Origin of the sequence: Streptomyces sp. NBC_01775, assembly GCF_035917675.1 — a bacterium.
Taxonomy (GTDB): Bacteria; Actinomycetota; Actinomycetes; order Streptomycetales; family Streptomycetaceae; genus Streptomyces.
The window spans coordinates 4,563,869-4,577,951 of the sequence record NZ_CP109104.1; the positions used below are offsets into that span (position 1 = coordinate 4,563,869).

At 72.2% G+C, this 14,083-nt stretch carries 14 protein-coding genes; 5 read left to right on the forward strand and 9 right to left on the reverse strand.

Annotated features, from left to right (window positions below; translation table 11 throughout):
• Window positions 1–11 precede the first annotated feature (11 nt).
• The 6 genes from OHB04_RS20350 to OHB04_RS20375 form a co-directional block, all read right to left on the reverse strand.
• A complete protein-coding gene (locus tag OHB04_RS20350) occupies window positions 12–1,034 on the reverse strand; it encodes an FAD binding domain-containing protein (protein WP_326689131.1) in 1,023 nt (340 codons plus the stop codon).
• Window positions 1,031–1,576, reverse strand: a complete 546-nt coding sequence (locus OHB04_RS20355) for a 2Fe-2S iron-sulfur cluster-binding protein (RefSeq protein ID WP_326807981.1) — start codon at window positions 1,574–1,576, stop codon at window positions 1,031–1,033. The genes OHB04_RS20350 and OHB04_RS20355 overlap by 4 nt, the downstream gene beginning before the upstream one ends.
• A 108-nt stretch (window positions 1,577–1,684) precedes the next feature.
• Complete coding sequence (locus OHB04_RS20360; RefSeq protein ID WP_326689133.1) at window positions 1,685–2,197, reverse strand: mycothiol transferase; 513 nt, start codon at window positions 2,195–2,197, stop codon at window positions 1,685–1,687.
• A gap of 252 nt (window positions 2,198–2,449) precedes the next feature.
• Window positions 2,450–2,620 carry a hydrophobic protein gene (locus tag OHB04_RS20365; protein WP_326689134.1) on the reverse strand — a complete coding sequence of 57 codons (171 nt, stop codon included), beginning with the start codon at window positions 2,618–2,620 and terminating at the stop codon, window positions 2,450–2,452.
• A gap of 146 nt (window positions 2,621–2,766) precedes the next feature.
• Window positions 2,767–4,293: an L-piperidine-6-carboxylate dehydrogenase gene (gene amaB / locus OHB04_RS20370; protein WP_326807982.1), complete on the reverse strand. Its 1,527-nt coding sequence runs from the start codon at window positions 4,291–4,293 to the stop codon at window positions 2,767–2,769.
• A gap of 66 nt (window positions 4,294–4,359) precedes the next feature.
• Complete coding sequence (locus OHB04_RS20375) at window positions 4,360–5,493, reverse strand: NAD(P)/FAD-dependent oxidoreductase (protein WP_326809478.1); 1,134 nt, start codon at window positions 5,491–5,493, stop codon at window positions 4,360–4,362.
• Window positions 5,494–5,744: 251 nt separating this feature from the next.
• Between OHB04_RS20375 and OHB04_RS20380 the strand changes: the two genes are divergently transcribed.
• The 4 genes from OHB04_RS20380 to OHB04_RS20395 all read left to right on the forward strand — a co-directional run bounded on the left by OHB04_RS20380 (window position 5,745) and on the right by OHB04_RS20395 (window position 11,639).
• Window positions 5,745–6,692, forward strand: a complete 948-nt coding sequence (locus tag OHB04_RS20380; protein WP_326807983.1) for a LysR family transcriptional regulator — start codon at window positions 5,745–5,747, stop codon at window positions 6,690–6,692.
• A gap of 368 nt (window positions 6,693–7,060) precedes the next feature.
• The gene (locus OHB04_RS20385) at window positions 7,061–8,527 is read left to right on the forward strand and encodes an aldehyde dehydrogenase family protein (protein ID WP_326689138.1); all 1,467 of its coding nucleotides are present in this window, start codon (window positions 7,061–7,063) and stop codon (window positions 8,525–8,527) included.
• A 29-nt stretch (window positions 8,528–8,556) separates the two neighbouring features.
• Window positions 8,557–10,116: a GMC family oxidoreductase gene (locus OHB04_RS20390; protein WP_326689139.1), complete on the forward strand. Its 1,560-nt coding sequence runs from the start codon at window positions 8,557–8,559 to the stop codon at window positions 10,114–10,116.
• On the forward strand, window positions 10,116–11,639 hold the full coding sequence (locus tag OHB04_RS20395) for an APC family permease (RefSeq protein ID WP_326689140.1): 1,524 nt from the start codon (window positions 10,116–10,118) through the stop codon (window positions 11,637–11,639). Before OHB04_RS20390 ends, OHB04_RS20395 begins: the two co-directional genes overlap by 1 nt.
• A 198-nt stretch (window positions 11,640–11,837) precedes the next feature.
• On the opposite strand, the gene OHB04_RS20400 is transcribed toward OHB04_RS20395, so the two are convergent.
• Window positions 11,838–12,179, reverse strand: a complete 342-nt coding sequence (locus tag OHB04_RS20400) for an SH3 domain-containing protein (RefSeq protein ID WP_326689141.1) — start codon at window positions 12,177–12,179, stop codon at window positions 11,838–11,840.
• A gap of 300 nt (window positions 12,180–12,479) precedes the next feature.
• On the reverse strand, window positions 12,480–12,929 hold the full coding sequence (locus OHB04_RS20405) for a DNA-processing protein DprA (RefSeq protein ID WP_326689142.1): 450 nt from the start codon (window positions 12,927–12,929) through the stop codon (window positions 12,480–12,482).
• 151 nt (window positions 12,930–13,080) lie between these two features.
• Here OHB04_RS20405 and OHB04_RS20410 point away from each other — a divergent pair, with 151 nt between their 5' ends.
• Window positions 13,081–13,299 (forward strand): hypothetical protein, encoded by a 219-nt coding sequence (locus tag OHB04_RS20410; protein WP_326689143.1) that lies wholly within the window; start codon window positions 13,081–13,083, stop codon window positions 13,297–13,299.
• 119 nt (window positions 13,300–13,418) lie between these two features.
• Here OHB04_RS20410 and OHB04_RS20415 read toward each other — a convergent pair whose 3' ends face one another.
• Window positions 13,419–14,075: a response regulator transcription factor gene (locus OHB04_RS20415; protein ID WP_326692820.1), complete on the reverse strand. Its 657-nt coding sequence runs from the start codon at window positions 14,073–14,075 to the stop codon at window positions 13,419–13,421.
• Window positions 14,076–14,083: the final 8 nt, after the last annotated feature.

Consider the following 14,083-nt stretch of genomic DNA (forward strand, 5'->3'; position numbering starts at 1 on the left):
GGCCATCCTCATCACGCCCCGGCGGGGCTGTCGGCGAAGCTGTCGTCGGGGCTCTCGGCGAGGGCGGTCAGCAGGCGCACGGCCAGGCCACGGGCCAGCGGCACCTTGAAGGCGTTGTCGGACAGCGGCCTGGCGGCGGACAGTTCCGCCTCGGCGGCGCGGGTGAACGACTCCGGGGTGGCGGGCGCGCCGCGCAGCGCCTCCTCGGCGGCCGTGGCGCGCCAGGGCCGGTGGGCGAGCCCGCCGAAGGCCAGCGCCGCGTGCCGGACCGTGCCGTCACCGGCGAGCGCGAGCACTCCGGCGGCGGAGGCGAGCGCGAAGGCGTAGGAGGCGCGGTCGCGCGCCTTGAGGTAGCCGGAGCGGGCGCCCTGGGGCGGGGGCGGCAGCGTGACGTGCAAGATCAGCTCGCCGGGGCTGAGCACCGTGTCCCGGTCCGGGCTGTCGCCGGGGAGCCGGTGGAAGTCGGTGACGGGAACGGTGCGCCGCCCCTCGGGGCCGAGCACCGTCACCTCGGCGTCGAGCGCGGCGAGCGCGACGGCCATGTCGGACGGGTGGGTGGCCACGCACGCCGCGGAGTGCCCGAGCACCGCCATGTCGCGGCTCGCGGCCTCGCGCGCCGAGCAGCCGGTGCCCGGCTCGCGCTTGTTGCAGGGTGTGGAGGTGTCCTGGAAGAAGGGGCAGCGGGTGCGCTGGAGGAGGTTGCCGCCGGTGGTGGCGACGTTGCGCAGCTGCCCCGAAGCCCCGGCCAGCAGCGCCTGGGAGAGCCCCGGGTAGGAGCGGCGGACGGCGGGGTGTGCGGCCAGGTCGCTGTTGCGGACGTTGGCCCCGGCGCGCAGTCCGCCCTCGGGGGTGGTCTCGACCTGGTCCAGTTCCAGGCCGCTGACGTCGATGAGGTGCTCGGGCCGCTCCACGCCCAGCTTCATCAGGTCGACGAGGTTGGTGCCGCCCGCCAGATAGCGGGCGTGGGGATGCGCGGCGAAGGCGTCCACGGCCTGCTCGGGTGCCGCGGCCCGCTCGAAGGTGAAGGGCCTCACGAGGTCACGTCCTCAATCGCGTCGACGATGTGGGGGTAGGCGCCGCAGCGGCAGATGTTGCCGCTCATGCGCTCGCGGATCTCCTCGCGGGTCAGCTCGGCGGGGGCTCCGTCGGCCCGCTCCAGGAGGTGGGGCGGGGTGACGTGCGAGGGGTGCCCGCAGGACGCCTCGGCGAGCATGCCGACGGCGGAGCAGAGCTGGCCGGATGTGCAGTAGCCGCACTGGAAGGCGTCGCGCTCCACGAACGCGTCCTGGAGGGGGTGCGGCTTCTCCTCGTCGCCGAGTCCCTCGACCGTGGTGAGGGACGCGCCGTCGTGTGCCACGGCCAGCAGCAGACAGCTGTTGGCGCGGCGCCCCTCCACCAGAACGGTGCAGGCGCCGCACTGGCCGTGGTCGCAGCCCTTCTTGGAGCCGGTGAGTCCGAGCTGTTCGCGGAGCACGTCCAAGACGGTGGCGCGGTGGTCGACGGTGACGGTGTGCGGGGTGCTGTTGACGTGGAGGGTGAGGGTGGAGCTGGTGGCGGTGCGCTGTGGGGGGTTCACGGTGTCGGTGCGCGCCTCTCTTCGGACTCGGACACCTCGGACACCTGGGGCTTCAGGTGTTCCGGCTGCCACGGAACGGGGGTGGGACGGGGACGGGGACGGGGAGGCTCAGTGCCGGCGCTCCAAGATGCCCCGGAGGAACGCGGCCTGGCCCGCGTGCTGCATGTCGTCGCCGATCACGCTCACCAGGCGGACGCCGAGGGTGACGGGCGGGTCCCAGGCGTCGTCGATGACGCGGCCCAGCGACTGGGAACTGAGGGTGCGCAGAAAGTCGAGGGTCTGCTCGTGCACCGCGTCGTGGTACTCCAGCAGCAGGTCCGGCGAGTCCACCCGGACGGCCGCCACGTCCTTGGGGCCGTGGCCGAATCCGGTGTCGTCGGTGGGGAGACCGAAGCCGAAGCGCTCCTCGAAACCCTGTGCGTGCCAGACCTGCTCGCGCGCGGCGGCGTCGGCGATGTGATCGTCCTGGACGCGCGTGAGGTGCCAGATGAGCCAGCTGACGCTGTTGGTGCCCTCGTCGGGCCGCTCGTTGAGATGCGCCTTGCCGATGCCGCTCAGCGCGGAGTGGACCTCTTCGCGCACACGGTCGTAGCAGTCCGCCAGCAGTGCCGTCGTATCCATGATCCCGACCTTACGACCCGTCAGCGGCTACGGCCTGTCCGGCGGGTCACGCGTCCCCGGCACGGGGTGCCCCCCGAAGGGGCGCGGGGAACTGCGCGATTAGCCACCACGTGCCCGCACTCTGCGAAGCACAGCGAGGGGCAGCCCCTGCTCAGCACCAGGAAAGAGGGCACGGCCTCTCGCGGAGCGCCGAGCACAGCCGCGCGCCGGAGGGGCGCGAAAGGCCCCTCCGGCGTGTCGGGAAAACAGCGGCTACCAGCGGTACCAGCGGCTTCGCTTACCTCCCGCGGGTGTCGAGCGGACGAGGAAGCCCAGCAGCCAGACGACAAGGACGATCACGGCGATCCACCACAGCGCCTTCAGTGCGAAACCGGCACCAAAGAGGATCAAGGCCAAAAGCAGAACGAGTAGCAGCGGAACCATACGTATCAACCTCCCGAATCCGGGTGCCCCTGACCGCCGGGCTCATGCACCCGCGTTCGCCCAGGGGCAGCTGCTCGCAGAAGGCCGAGACCTCCCAGAAGGCCGAGGCCTCGCAGAAAGCCCAGGTCTCACAGGAAGCCCAGGTCTCACAGGAAGCTGACGTTCTGGGCCAGGGAGAGCCGGCTGGAGTAGTTCACGGTGTTGGTCGCGCGGCGCATGTAGGCGCGCCACGCGTCCGAGCCGGACTCACGCCCACCGCCGGTCTCCTTCTCCCCGCCGAAGGCGCCGCCGATCTCCGCGCCCGAGGTGCCGATGTTGACGTTGGCGATGCCGCAGTCGGAGCCCTCCGCCGAGAGGAAGACCTCCGCCTCCTGCTGGTCGCGGGTGAAGATGCTGGACGACAGGCCCTGCGGCACCGCGTTGTGCAGGGCGAGGGCCTCCTCCAGCGTGTCGTAGGTCAGGACGTGGAGGAGCGGCGCGAAGGTCTCCTCGCGCACCACCCCCGTCTGCGACGGCATCCGCACGAGCGCGGGCTCCATGTACGCCGCGCCCGGCGCCTGGTCGGCGAGCACGCGCGCGCCGCCCGCCAGCACCTCGCCGCCCTCGGCGCGGGCCCGCTCCAGCGCCGCGCGCATCGTCTCCAGCGCGCCGGTGTGGATGAGCGGGCCGACCAGGGTGTGCTCGTCGAACGGGTCGCCGATGGGCAGCTTGCGGTAGGCGGCGGTGAGCCGCTCCACGAGGGTGTCGGCGAGGTCTCGGTGCACGATCAGACGGCGCAGCGTCGTACAGCGCTGTCCGGCGGTGCCCGCGGCGGCGAAGACGATGCCCTGGACGGCGAGGTCGAGGTCGGCGGAGGGGGCGACGATGGCGGCGTTGTTACCGCCCAGCTCCAGAAGGCTGCGCCCGAAGCGGGCCGCGACGCGGGGGCCGACCTCGCGGCCCATCCGGGTCGAGCCGGTGGCGCTGACGAGGGCCACGCGCGGGTCGTCCACGAGCTTCTCTCCCACGGTGCGGTCGCCCAGCAGCAGCTGGTGCACGGCGGCCGGGGCCCCGACGTCCTCGGCGGCGCGGGCCAGCAGCGTGTGACAGGCCACCGAGATGAGCGGCGTCAGCTCGGACGGCTTCCACACGACGGTGTCGCCGCACACCAGCGCGACGGCGGTGTTCCAGGACCACACGGCGGCCGGGAAGTTGAAGGCGGAGATCACCCCGACGACACCCAGCGGATGCCAGGTCTCGGCCAGCCGGTGGCCGGGGCGCTCGGAGGCGATGGTGCGGCCGTAGAGCTGGCGGGAGAGGCCCACGGCGAAGTCGCAGATGTCGATCATTTCCTGGATCTCGCCCAGCGCCTCGGAGCGGATCTTGCCCGCCTCGATGGTGACGAGGTCGGCGAGGTCGCCCTGGTGCGCGCGCAGCAGGTCGCCGAGCCTGCGCACCAGTTCGCCGCGCTGCGGCGCGGGGATCGCGCGCCACTGGCCGAACGCCTCGTGCGCCGCGGCGACGGCCGCCTCCGCCTGCTCGGGGCCGGTGGCGGCGAGGGCGAAGAGGCCCTCGCCGGTCAGCGGGGTGCGCGCGGTCAGCCCAGTGCCCTCGGCAGGCGCGGCGGGCTCGGCGCCGACGGCGGCGAGCGCGGCACGGGCGCGCTCGCGGAGGGTCGCGGTGGAGGTGATCATGCGGACTCCTTCTCGAAGAGGGGACGTCGGGGTGTGGTCTTCGGGACGTGGGACGCGGAACGGCGCTTACACGACATGGGCCTCGGGGCGCACCCCGGCCGCGCCCTCGCCGGTGAAGCGCTCGGCGCTCAGCGGGGCGATGTCGGCGAACGGCTCCCGCTCCAGGTGCAGATCGCGCACCAGCTCGCCCACGGCGGGCGCCTGGAGAAAGCCGTGCCCCGAAAACCCGGTGGCGTAGAGGAAGTTGGGCACCGGGGCCGACCGGCCGATGAGCGCGTTGTGGTCCGGGGTGACCTCGTACAGGCCCGCCCAGCCGTCCGCGATGCTCATCCCGGCCAGCTCGGGCGCCCGTTCGCGGGCCGCCGCGCGGAAGAGGGGAAGCCAGTCGTCGGTCCAGGCCGTGTCGAAGCCGTCGGGCTGCGCGGGGTCGGCGAGGCCGAACAGGAGTCCGTCGTCGCTGTTGTGGAAGTACGCGGACGAGCTGAAGTCGATGGTGAAGGGGACGCGGGGCGCGGGCGGGTCGAGCGGTGCCGTGAAGGCGAGCTGACGGCGTACGGGCCGCACCGGCAAGGAAACCCCCGCCATCGCGCCGATCCCCTGGGACCAGGCGCCCGCGGCACACACCACCGTGCGGCAGGCGATCCGGCCCCGGTCGGTGTGGACGGCGCTCACCAGGTCGCCGCGCACGTCGAGTCCGGTGACCGTGGTGCCGGTGGCGAAGGTGACGCCCGCCGCAGCGGCGGCCCGCGCGTAGCCCGCCACGGCCAGGGCGGGGCGCGCGTGCCCGTCGTCCGGCGAGAAGACCCCGGCCACCAGCCCCTCGGTGCACACGTACGGGCACAGCCGCGCGGCCTCGGCGGGGCCGGTCATCCGGGTGGGGACGCCCAGCGCGTTCTGGGTGCGGACGCTCTCCTCGAAGGCGGCGGCGTCCCGCTCGCTGGTCAGCAGGAAGAGATAGCCGACCGTCTCCAGCCGGATGCCGGCGCCCGGGCGGCGCGGGAAGTCGGCGTAGGCGCGCAGACTCCGCGCGCCCAGCTCGATGTTGAGCGGGTCGGAGAACTGGGCCCGTACGCCGCCGATGGGCTTGCCGGAGCTGCCGCTCGCCAGCTCGTCCCGCTCCAGGACGACGACGCGTTCGACGCCTGCCTCGGCCAGGTGGAAGGCGATGCTGGCGCCCATGACGCCCCCGCCGACGATCACGACGTCGGCGGCGGACGGGAGATGAGAGGGGGGCGGGGAGTGGGGCTGCGACTGCGGTTGAGGGTGGCGAGGCTGAGGAGCGGGGTGGGGGGCGGAGGCTGAGGCGGGGGACATGTGCCGATCCCTTCCGTTGACCACACGTGCCTGGCGGGAGGTGCTCGGTGCTGATCAGCGAACCGCCGCCATCGTCCAACGCCCCGACCGTTGACGTCCATGAATAGTTCCTGCTTCCGATCTTTTACGATCCCTATATGGACTGGACGAGCGCGCAGCTCCGCTCCCTGGTGGAGCTCACCCGGCGCGGCACCGTCACCGCCGTCGCCGAGGCACTCGGCTACACGCCCGGCGGGGTCTCCCAGCAGATCGCCGCGCTGGAGCGGGCCACCGGTGTCGAGCTGCTGCGGCGAGCGGGACGGCGGGTCGAACTCACCGACGCGGGGCGCACGTTGGCCGCGCACGCCGAACGCATGCTCGCGACCGGGACCGAGGCGGTCGAGGCGCTGGAGCGGGAGCGGGGAGAGGTGGCCGGGGTGCTGCGCGTGGGCCTGTTCGCCACGGCCGCCGCCGAGATCCTGCCGCAGGCGCTGCGCCGCGTGCGCACGCTCCACCCCCGGCTGGATGTGCACAGCCGGGACATGGACGTGGACGAGGTCTACGACGCGGTCGCGGGCGGCGGAGTCGATCTGGCGCTCGGCCTGGACTACCCGGACGTGCCCATTCCGCGCGATCCCGCGCTCACCCTCACCCGGCTCCACCGCGAACGGTTCGCGCTGGCGGTGCCGCACGGCGCCCTGCCCGAGCACCGGTCGGTGGCGCTGGCCGCCACCCGCGAGCTGGGCTGGATCCTTCCCGCCGCCGACAGCTACTACGGCCGCGCGGTGCGCACCGCCTGCCGCAGGGCGGGGCTGGAGCCGGACGTACGGCACGTCGTCACCGACACGGCCGCCACGCTGGCGCTGGTCGAGGCGGGCATCGGCGTCACCACCGTCACCGGCCTCATGCTGCGGCTGCGCGCCTCCCGCTTCGACGTCCGGCGGCTGCGCGAGACGGTGGAGCGGCACGTGGTGGTCGTCACGCGGACGACGGCCCGGGACCGGCCCAGCGTCGCGGCGTTCGTGGAGGTGCTGCGCGAGGGCGCGGAGCCGGCATCGGAGCCGGCGGTCTCAGAGCTTTCGGGGCCTGCGGCCCCGGAGATGTAGCCCCCGGCGGGGGCGGGCTCGGAGGCGGCGGCCCGGAGACGGTGCAGCCGGGTTCGTGGCCGCCCGGCGTGGCCGCCCGGCGTGCTTACCGCCTGTCCGGCGGACCCTTCTGTCGCCCTCCTTCTTGGTCCTGAGCAGGGGCTGCCCCCGCCAGTGCTTCGCAGACCGCGGGTGTGTGGGGGCTGGTCGCGCAGTTCCCCGCGCCCCTTCGGGCGCCTTGGCGCCGTCCCGGCGCCCAGGGGCACCGGATTGGCCCATCGGTGCCGATTATCGCCCCCTGGCCGCCCCCACCCGGTGCGCCCCTTGGCCAGCGGCAGCGCCCTGCGCGATGTTGGCGCCCGGTCAAGACGGAGCGAGGGAGACGGGCGATGGCGGAGCTGTTCATCGACGGGGAGTGGCGGCAGGCCGCGGCGGGCGGGCGGCGGGACGTGATCAACCCCTTCGACGCCTCCGTGGTCACCACCGTCGACGAGGCGGACGACACCGACGTCGACCTGGCCGTCCGCGCTGCCAGGCGGGCCTTCGACCGGGCCGACTGGTCCGGCGCCCCCACCCGCGACCGCGCCGACGTCCTCCACCGGGTGCATGACCTGCTCCTCCGCGACCGGGAGGAGATCGCCCATACCGAGACCCTCGACACCGGCAAGACCCTGACCGAGGCCCGCATCGACATCGAGGACGTCGCGAACGCCTTCCGCTACTTCGCCGAACTCGCGGGCAAGGACGGCGGCCGGGTCGTGGACGTGGGCCCCGACGTCCTCAGCCGGGTCGTCCACCACCCGGTGGGTGTGTGCGCCCTCATCGCACCGTGGAACTACCCGCTGCTCCAGGCGTCCTGGAAGGTGGCCCCCGCCCTCGCCGCGGGCAACACCTTCGTCCTCAAGCCGAGTGAGACCACCCCGCTGTCCACGGTCGCCATGATCCGCATCATCGCGGAGGCCGGAGCGCCGTCCGGCGTCGCCAACCTCGTCCTCGGCTCGGGGACGACGGTAGGCGCCGCGATGACCACACACCCCGAGGTGGACCTGGTCTCCTTCACCGGTGGCCTGTCGACCGGGCGGAAGATCATGGAGAGCGTCGCGCCCGGCGTCAAGAACCTCGCCCTGGAGCTGGGCGGCAAGAACCCCAACGTGGTCTTCGACGACGCCGACTTCGCCGCAGCCCTCGACTACGCGCTGGACGCCGCGTTCCTCCACTCCGGCCAGGTGTGCTCGGCCGGGTCGCGGCTGCTCGTCCAGGAGGGCATCCACGACGAGTTCGTCGCCGGTCTTGGCGCGCGGGCCGCCGCCATCCGGCTCGGCAGCGGCCTCGAACCGCTCACCGAGAGCGGCCCGCTCAGCTCCGCCGAGCACCGGGCGAAGGTCGAGAGCTATCTGGAGGTCGCCCGCGAGGAGGGGGCCCGGCTGGTCACGGGCGGGCGGCGGCCCGACGACCCCGAACTGGCGGACGGTTTCTTCCTGCTGCCGACCGTCTACGCCGACTGCGACCGCTCCATGCGCATCGTGCAGGAGGAGGTGTTCGGACCGGTCGTCACCGTCGAGCGGTTCCGCACCGAGGACGAGGCCGTGGAACTGGCCAACGACACCCGCTACGGGCTGGCGGGCGGCGTGTGGACCAGCGACGCGAGCCGCGCCCAGCGGGTCGCGAACCGGCTGCGGCACGGCACCGTGTGGATCAACGACTTCCACCCGTACGTACCGCAGGCCGAGTGGGGCGGCTTCGGCCGCTCCGGCATCGGCCGCGAGCTGGGGCCGACCGGGCTGCGCGAATACCAGGAGGCCAAGCACATCTACCAGAACCTCAGACCGGCCCCCTCCGGCTGGTTCAAGGGCTGAGCGGGGCGAGCGCGGTGGAAGGGACGAGCATGAACGAGCCCGACGCGGGCGGCTACGACTACGTCATCGTCGGCGGCGGCACCGCGGGCTCCGTGCTGGCGGCCCGGCTGACCGAGGACCCGGACTGCCGCGTGTGCGTCATCGAGGGCGGACCCAGCGACGTCGGCGACGAGAACGTGCTGCGGCTGCGCAACTGGATCAACCTGCTGGAGAGCGGATACGACTACGGCTACACCACCACCGAACAGCCCCGCGGCAACTCCCACATCGTCCACTCCCGCGCCCGGGTGCTGGGCGGCTGCTCCTCGCACAACACGCTCATCAGCTTCCTCCCCTTCCCCGAGGACCTCGACGAGTGGGTGGCGATGGGCTGCGCGGGCTGGGACCCCGTCACCGTACTGCCGTACCGCAAGCGCCTGAAGAACACCATCGTCCCCGTCGGCGAGGACGACCGTAATCCCATCGCCCAGGACTTCGTGACCGCCGCGGCCGACGCGCTGCACGTCCCCGTCATCGAGGACTTCAACCGCCGCCCCTTCCCCGACGGCGCCGGGTTCTTCTCCCTCGCCTACGATCCGGCGACGGGCCACCGCTCCTCCGCCTCCGTCGCCTACCTCCACCCCGTTCTGGAGCGGCCCAACCTGACGCTGAAGCTGGAGACCTGGGCGTACAAGCTGCTGCCCGACGAGGCGGGGCGGCTCACGCGGGTCGAGGTGCGGTACGCGGACGGCTCCACGGGCACCGTGCGCGCGGAGCGCGAACTGCTGCTGTGCGCGGGGGCCGTGGACACGCCCCGGCTGCTGCTGCTCTCCGGCATCGGCCCCGCCGACCAGCTCCGCGCGCTCGGCATCGACGTCCGCGCCGACCTGCCAGGGGTGGGGGAGAACCTGCTCGACCACCCCGAGTCGGTGATCATCTGGGAGACGCACGGGCCGCTGCCGCCGAACTCCGCGATGGACTCCGACGCCGGGCTGTTCGTGCGCCGCGACACCAGCCAGCCCCGGCCCGACCTGATGTTCCACTTCTACCAGGTGCCGTTCACCGTCAACACCGAGCGCCTCGGCTACCCCACGCCCCCCTACGGCGTGTGCATGACGCCCAACGTGCCGCGCGCCCGCTCCGTCGGGCGGATGTGGCTGCGCAGCGCCGACCCCGCCGAGCATCCGGCCCTGGACTTCCGCTACTTCACCGACCCGGAGGGTCACGACGAACGCACCATCGTCGACGGGCTGCGCCTCGCCCGCGAGGTGGCGAACACCGCACCGCTGCGCGACTGGCTGCGGCGCGAGGTGGCACCGGGGCCCAAGCTCCGGTCGGACGAGGAACTGTCGGAGTACGGGCGGCGCGCCGCGCACACCGTCTACCACCCGGCGGGCACCTGCCGCATGGGCGCCGCCGACGATCCGCGGGCCGTGGTGGACCCCCTGCTGCGGCTGCGCGGACAGGAGGGGGTGCGGATCGTGGACGCGTCGGTCTTCCCGAGCATGCCCTCCATCAACCCCATGGTGACCGTGCTGCTCACCGCCGAACGCGCCACCGACCTGATCACTGGACGGCCGGGCCCCGAGCCCGAGGGAAGTGAGCGCTGATGACACAGGCCGAGGCCGCCGCGTCCGGCGGCAACTCCGGGGGCAACTCCGGCAGCTCCGGGGGGAACTCCGGGGGGAACTCCGGCGGGAACGGGACTCCCGGGTCGGAGTTCCGCAAGGAGATGGGCCCCTGGGCGAACTTCGCCCTCGGCTTCACCTACCTCTCACCCGTGGTGAGCACCTACACCCTCTTCGGCTCGGCCCTCGCCGAGGGCGGGCCGCCGATGATCTGGGCGTTCCTGCTGGCCGGCTGCGGGCAGTTCCTGGTCGCGCTCGTCTTCGGCGAGATCGTCGCCCAGTACCCCATCGCGGGCGGGGTCTACCCGTGGGCGCGGCGGCTGTGGGGTCAGCGGTGGGCGTGGATGACGGGCTGGGTCTACATGTGGGCGCTGCTGGTGACGATCACCAGCGTCGCGTACGGCGCGGGCCCCTACATCGCCATCCTGTTCGGCTTCGACTCGAACGTACACACCACCGTGCTCTGCACCGTCGTCCTGATCTTCGTCTCCGCCCTCATCAACTTCGCCGGTACGAAGGCGCTGTCGCTCGCGGCCGTCATCGGCTTCAGCGCGGAGCTGGTCGGCGCCCTCATCGTCGGCATCTACCTCCTGGTCACCCACCGCGCGCACGGCCTCGGCGTCATCTTCGACACCTACGGCACCAGCGGGAACGGTTCGTACCTCCCCGTCTTCCTGGCCGCCGCCATCATCGGCTTCTACCAGTACTACGGCTTCGAGGCGTGCGGTGACACGGCCGAGGAGGTGGAGCACCCCGGGCTCGTCATCCCCAAGGCGATGCGCCGCACCATCTACGTCGGCGGCGCCGCGGCCACCTTCACCTGCGGGTCGCTGCTGCTGTCCGTCACCGACTACAACGCGGTGATCTCCGGCAAGGACCCCAACCCGGTAGTCCACCTGCTCTTCGACGCGATGGGCGAGGTCGGGGCGCGGCTGGTGATGGCCGTCGTCCTCATCTCCTTCCTCTCGTGCACCATCAGCCTCCAGGCCGCCGCCGGACGCCTCATCTACTCCTACGCACGCGACCGCATGGTCGTCGGCCACCGGTTGCTGCGCCGCTTCTCCCGCAAGCGGGCCGTCCCCGAGGTGGCCCTGCTGGTGGCCGCCGTCATCCCCGGCCTGATCGCCTTCGGCTCGCTGATCTCCGCCGACGCCCTCACCAAGATCGTGTCGTTCGCGATCCTCGGCATCTACGCCTCGTTCCAGATGGTCGTCCTCGCCGCACTGCGGGCCCGGCTGAAGGGCTGGCGCGCGACCGGGGAGTTCACGCTCGGCCGCTGGGGGCTGCTGGTCAACAGCGCGGCACTCGCCTACGGCATCTTCGCCATCGTCAACATCTGCTGGGCCCGCACCCCCGAGGAGCCCTGGTACTCCAACTACATCGTGCTGCTGTGCGGCGCGGTCGTCCTGGTGACGGGGCTGCTGTACATGTTCACCACCCACCACTACGGGCGCGGCGACGCGCCCTCGGGAGACGCCGTTCCCGACGGGTCCGGCGCGGGGTGACTTCGGTGGCCCATGCCGCCGGCACCTCGCGGCCTTCGGCCCGGAGCATTTCCGTACTTCTCCGGTAAATATGGCCCCCCACCCACCGTCACCCCGCTTCGGTATCCGGTCCGGGAGCGGCGGCTGAATCCGCTTCACCGCGCATCAGCAACGGCGCACCCGGACCCACCGGCGATCAGCTGACCTGACCGAAACGGCCTAGCAGTTCAGGTAGGCGACGTAGATCCATACGCCGGTCCGGCCGCCCCACAGGTCGCCGAAGATCCAGTCTCCGGTCCGCCCGCGGTAGTTGAGCTTCTGCCCCCGGTTCACCTGACCCAGTACCGGATAGCTGTTGCCCGGGCCACCGCGGAAGTTGACGCCGTTGTCGTTGACGGTGCAGACGCGCTGGACCTTGGACGCCTGCGTGGCGGCGGGAGCCGCCGGAGCGGCCTGAGAGCTGGTGTTGGGTGCGGCCGTCGCCACTGTGCTGCCGGTTAGAGCGATGACGGCTGTGGCGCCGAGTACTGCTGCGGACATGACGCGAGGCATACGGGCCATGGTGGTACTCCTTCGTGAACGGGACTTACCTGTCGGGTCGGTCGACTCCTGACCGCGCCCCATGAGGGGACCAGAAGCTTCCGTTCACAGAACGTAGTTACGGCATGCCCTCAATACGGCCGTATTCGCTCTAAACCACCCTTCGGTGTGCCTGGGCGGCGCAGCACAGAGTCCTCACGAAATGACCGCCACTGGCGGGGAACGCGTCCCGCGCGGGGATGGTGGGGCGCCCGGGGCCGCTTGCCCGCGCCTGTGCACGTGCCCGTGTCCGCGCCTGTGCCTGTGCCCGTGCCCGCAGGACTAGGTCGGGACGATGAGCCGGGGCTTGTTCTGCTGCGCGGTGTAGTCGAGGGTCAGCCAGGTGCCGGACTTGCGGCTCTCGCCGACCGGGAAGCCGATGGTGAGGGTGGAGCGGTCCACCATCCAGCGGTTACGGGCCAGATAGGCGGCGTCGTCCAGCGGCTCGGCCCCCAGCTCGACGATCTCCGTAACGCGTTCCCTGGCCCGGTCGACCGCCAGCCGGGCCTCGTACGGCTGCTGCTCCAGCGTCCCCGGCACCACGACCGTGATCCACGCCCGCGTCTCGGCCGCCAGCCACTCCAGCGCGAGGCTGTCGATTCCGCGCGCCCCGCCCAGATGGAAGTGGCCGTCGTGCGCGAAGGGGGCGAGATGGTCGGCGAAGAGCTTCGCGTAGTGCTCCCGGCCCTGATGCCCGGTCGTACGGCTCCCCGTAACGGTCACCCCACGCATCGTGCGCGACTCCATGTCCTGAAGCGATGGATCATGCAGCGACTCTGTGCCATGAATCATCCCATCCGTGTCACTACCGCAAGCATCTTCGCATGGGACCCCTCACCGGGCCCCGGATGCGGGTGCGGACGTCCCGGCGCAAGGTGGAGATATGGCGCCGATCATCGTGCATCCCCCCAGCGCGACCGGCGGACGCCGTGTCCGCGCCGACGGCCAGATCCTCGGCCTGGCCCACAACGTCAACGACGTACTCGAACTGCTGCGCAAGGCGGGCCTCGACCCCGACGGGATCGACCTCGACGGCCCCCTGATCGACTGGCGCGGCGGCGGCTCCTACGTCTGGGGGCCGCGGCCCGACGAGGAGGGGTAGGGGGACCGGCTTGACCTGAACGACTGCCTCGCCCCGCACGACCGGACGCCCCGGACGCCCCGACGGCCGAGGGCCCCGTTCCGACAACGGGCGAGCCCTCGCTCCTCAAGGCCGGGCACTCACTCCTCGGGGGCGGGCGGCGGGTTTTCCACGAAGCGGAGCACCGCCTGGACTCGGCGATGGGTGGCGGTGGTTCGGGGGATATCCAGTTTGTCGAAGATGGCGGCTGTGTGCTTTTCGACGGCGCGTTGGGTGATGCGCATGCGGTCGGCGATGGCCGCGTTGGTGAGGCCCTCGGCCATGAACGTGAGGGTCTCGTGCTCGCGGGCGGTTAGGTCGGAGAGGGAAGGGCCCGTGCGCAGGAGGCGGGAGATGACGTCGGGGTCCAGCGCGGTACCGCCGGCGACCACGCGGTGGAGGGCCTCGACGAAGTCGTCGACGTCCAGGACGCGGTCCTTCAGGAGATAGCCGATACCCGCCGGGCCGCTCGCGAGCAGGGTGTGCGCGTAGCTCGTCTCGATGTACTGGGAGAACAGGAGGATGCCCAGCTCCGGGTGGCGGCTGCGGAGTTCGGCGGCGGCGCGCAGGCCCTCGTCGCGGTGGGTGGGCGGCATGCGGATGTCGGCGACGACGGCGTCGGGGCGGGTGTGCTCGACCGCCTCCAGCAGCGCTTCGGGGTCGCCGACCGCCGCGAGCACCTGCACGTCGCGGTCGGTGAGCAGCCCCACCAGGCCCTCCCGTACGACGACGGCGTCCTCGGCGATCACCACACGCAGCGGCGACC

What these genes read in the sequence shown, in the direction of transcription:
- OHB04_RS20360 (WP_326689133.1), bottom strand. Translation starts at nt 2,197, where the DNA reads ATGGATACGACGGCACTGCTGGCGGACTGCTACGACCGTGTGCGCGAA.
- OHB04_RS20365 (WP_326689134.1), bottom strand. Translation starts at nt 2,620, where the DNA reads ATGGTTCCGCTGCTACTCGTTCTGCTTTTGGCCTTGATCCTCTTTGGT.
- amaB (WP_326807982.1), bottom strand. Translation starts at nt 4,293, where the DNA reads ATGATCACCTCCACCGCGACCCTCCGCGAGCGCGCCCGTGCCGCGCTC.
- OHB04_RS20380 (WP_326807983.1), top strand. Translation starts at nt 5,745, where the DNA reads ATGGACTGGACGAGCGCGCAGCTCCGCTCCCTGGTGGAGCTCACCCGG.
- OHB04_RS20385 (WP_326689138.1), top strand. Translation starts at nt 7,061, where the DNA reads ATGGCGGAGCTGTTCATCGACGGGGAGTGGCGGCAGGCCGCGGCGGGC.
- OHB04_RS20390 (WP_326689139.1), top strand. Translation starts at nt 8,557, where the DNA reads ATGAACGAGCCCGACGCGGGCGGCTACGACTACGTCATCGTCGGCGGC.
- OHB04_RS20395 (WP_326689140.1), top strand. Translation starts at nt 10,116, where the DNA reads ATGACACAGGCCGAGGCCGCCGCGTCCGGCGGCAACTCCGGGGGCAAC.
- OHB04_RS20400 (WP_326689141.1), bottom strand. Translation starts at nt 12,179, where the DNA reads ATGGCCCGTATGCCTCGCGTCATGTCCGCAGCAGTACTCGGCGCCACA.
- OHB04_RS20405 (WP_326689142.1), bottom strand. Translation starts at nt 12,929, where the DNA reads ATGCGTGGGGTGACCGTTACGGGGAGCCGTACGACCGGGCATCAGGGC.
- OHB04_RS20410 (WP_326689143.1), top strand. Translation starts at nt 13,081, where the DNA reads ATGGCGCCGATCATCGTGCATCCCCCCAGCGCGACCGGCGGACGCCGT.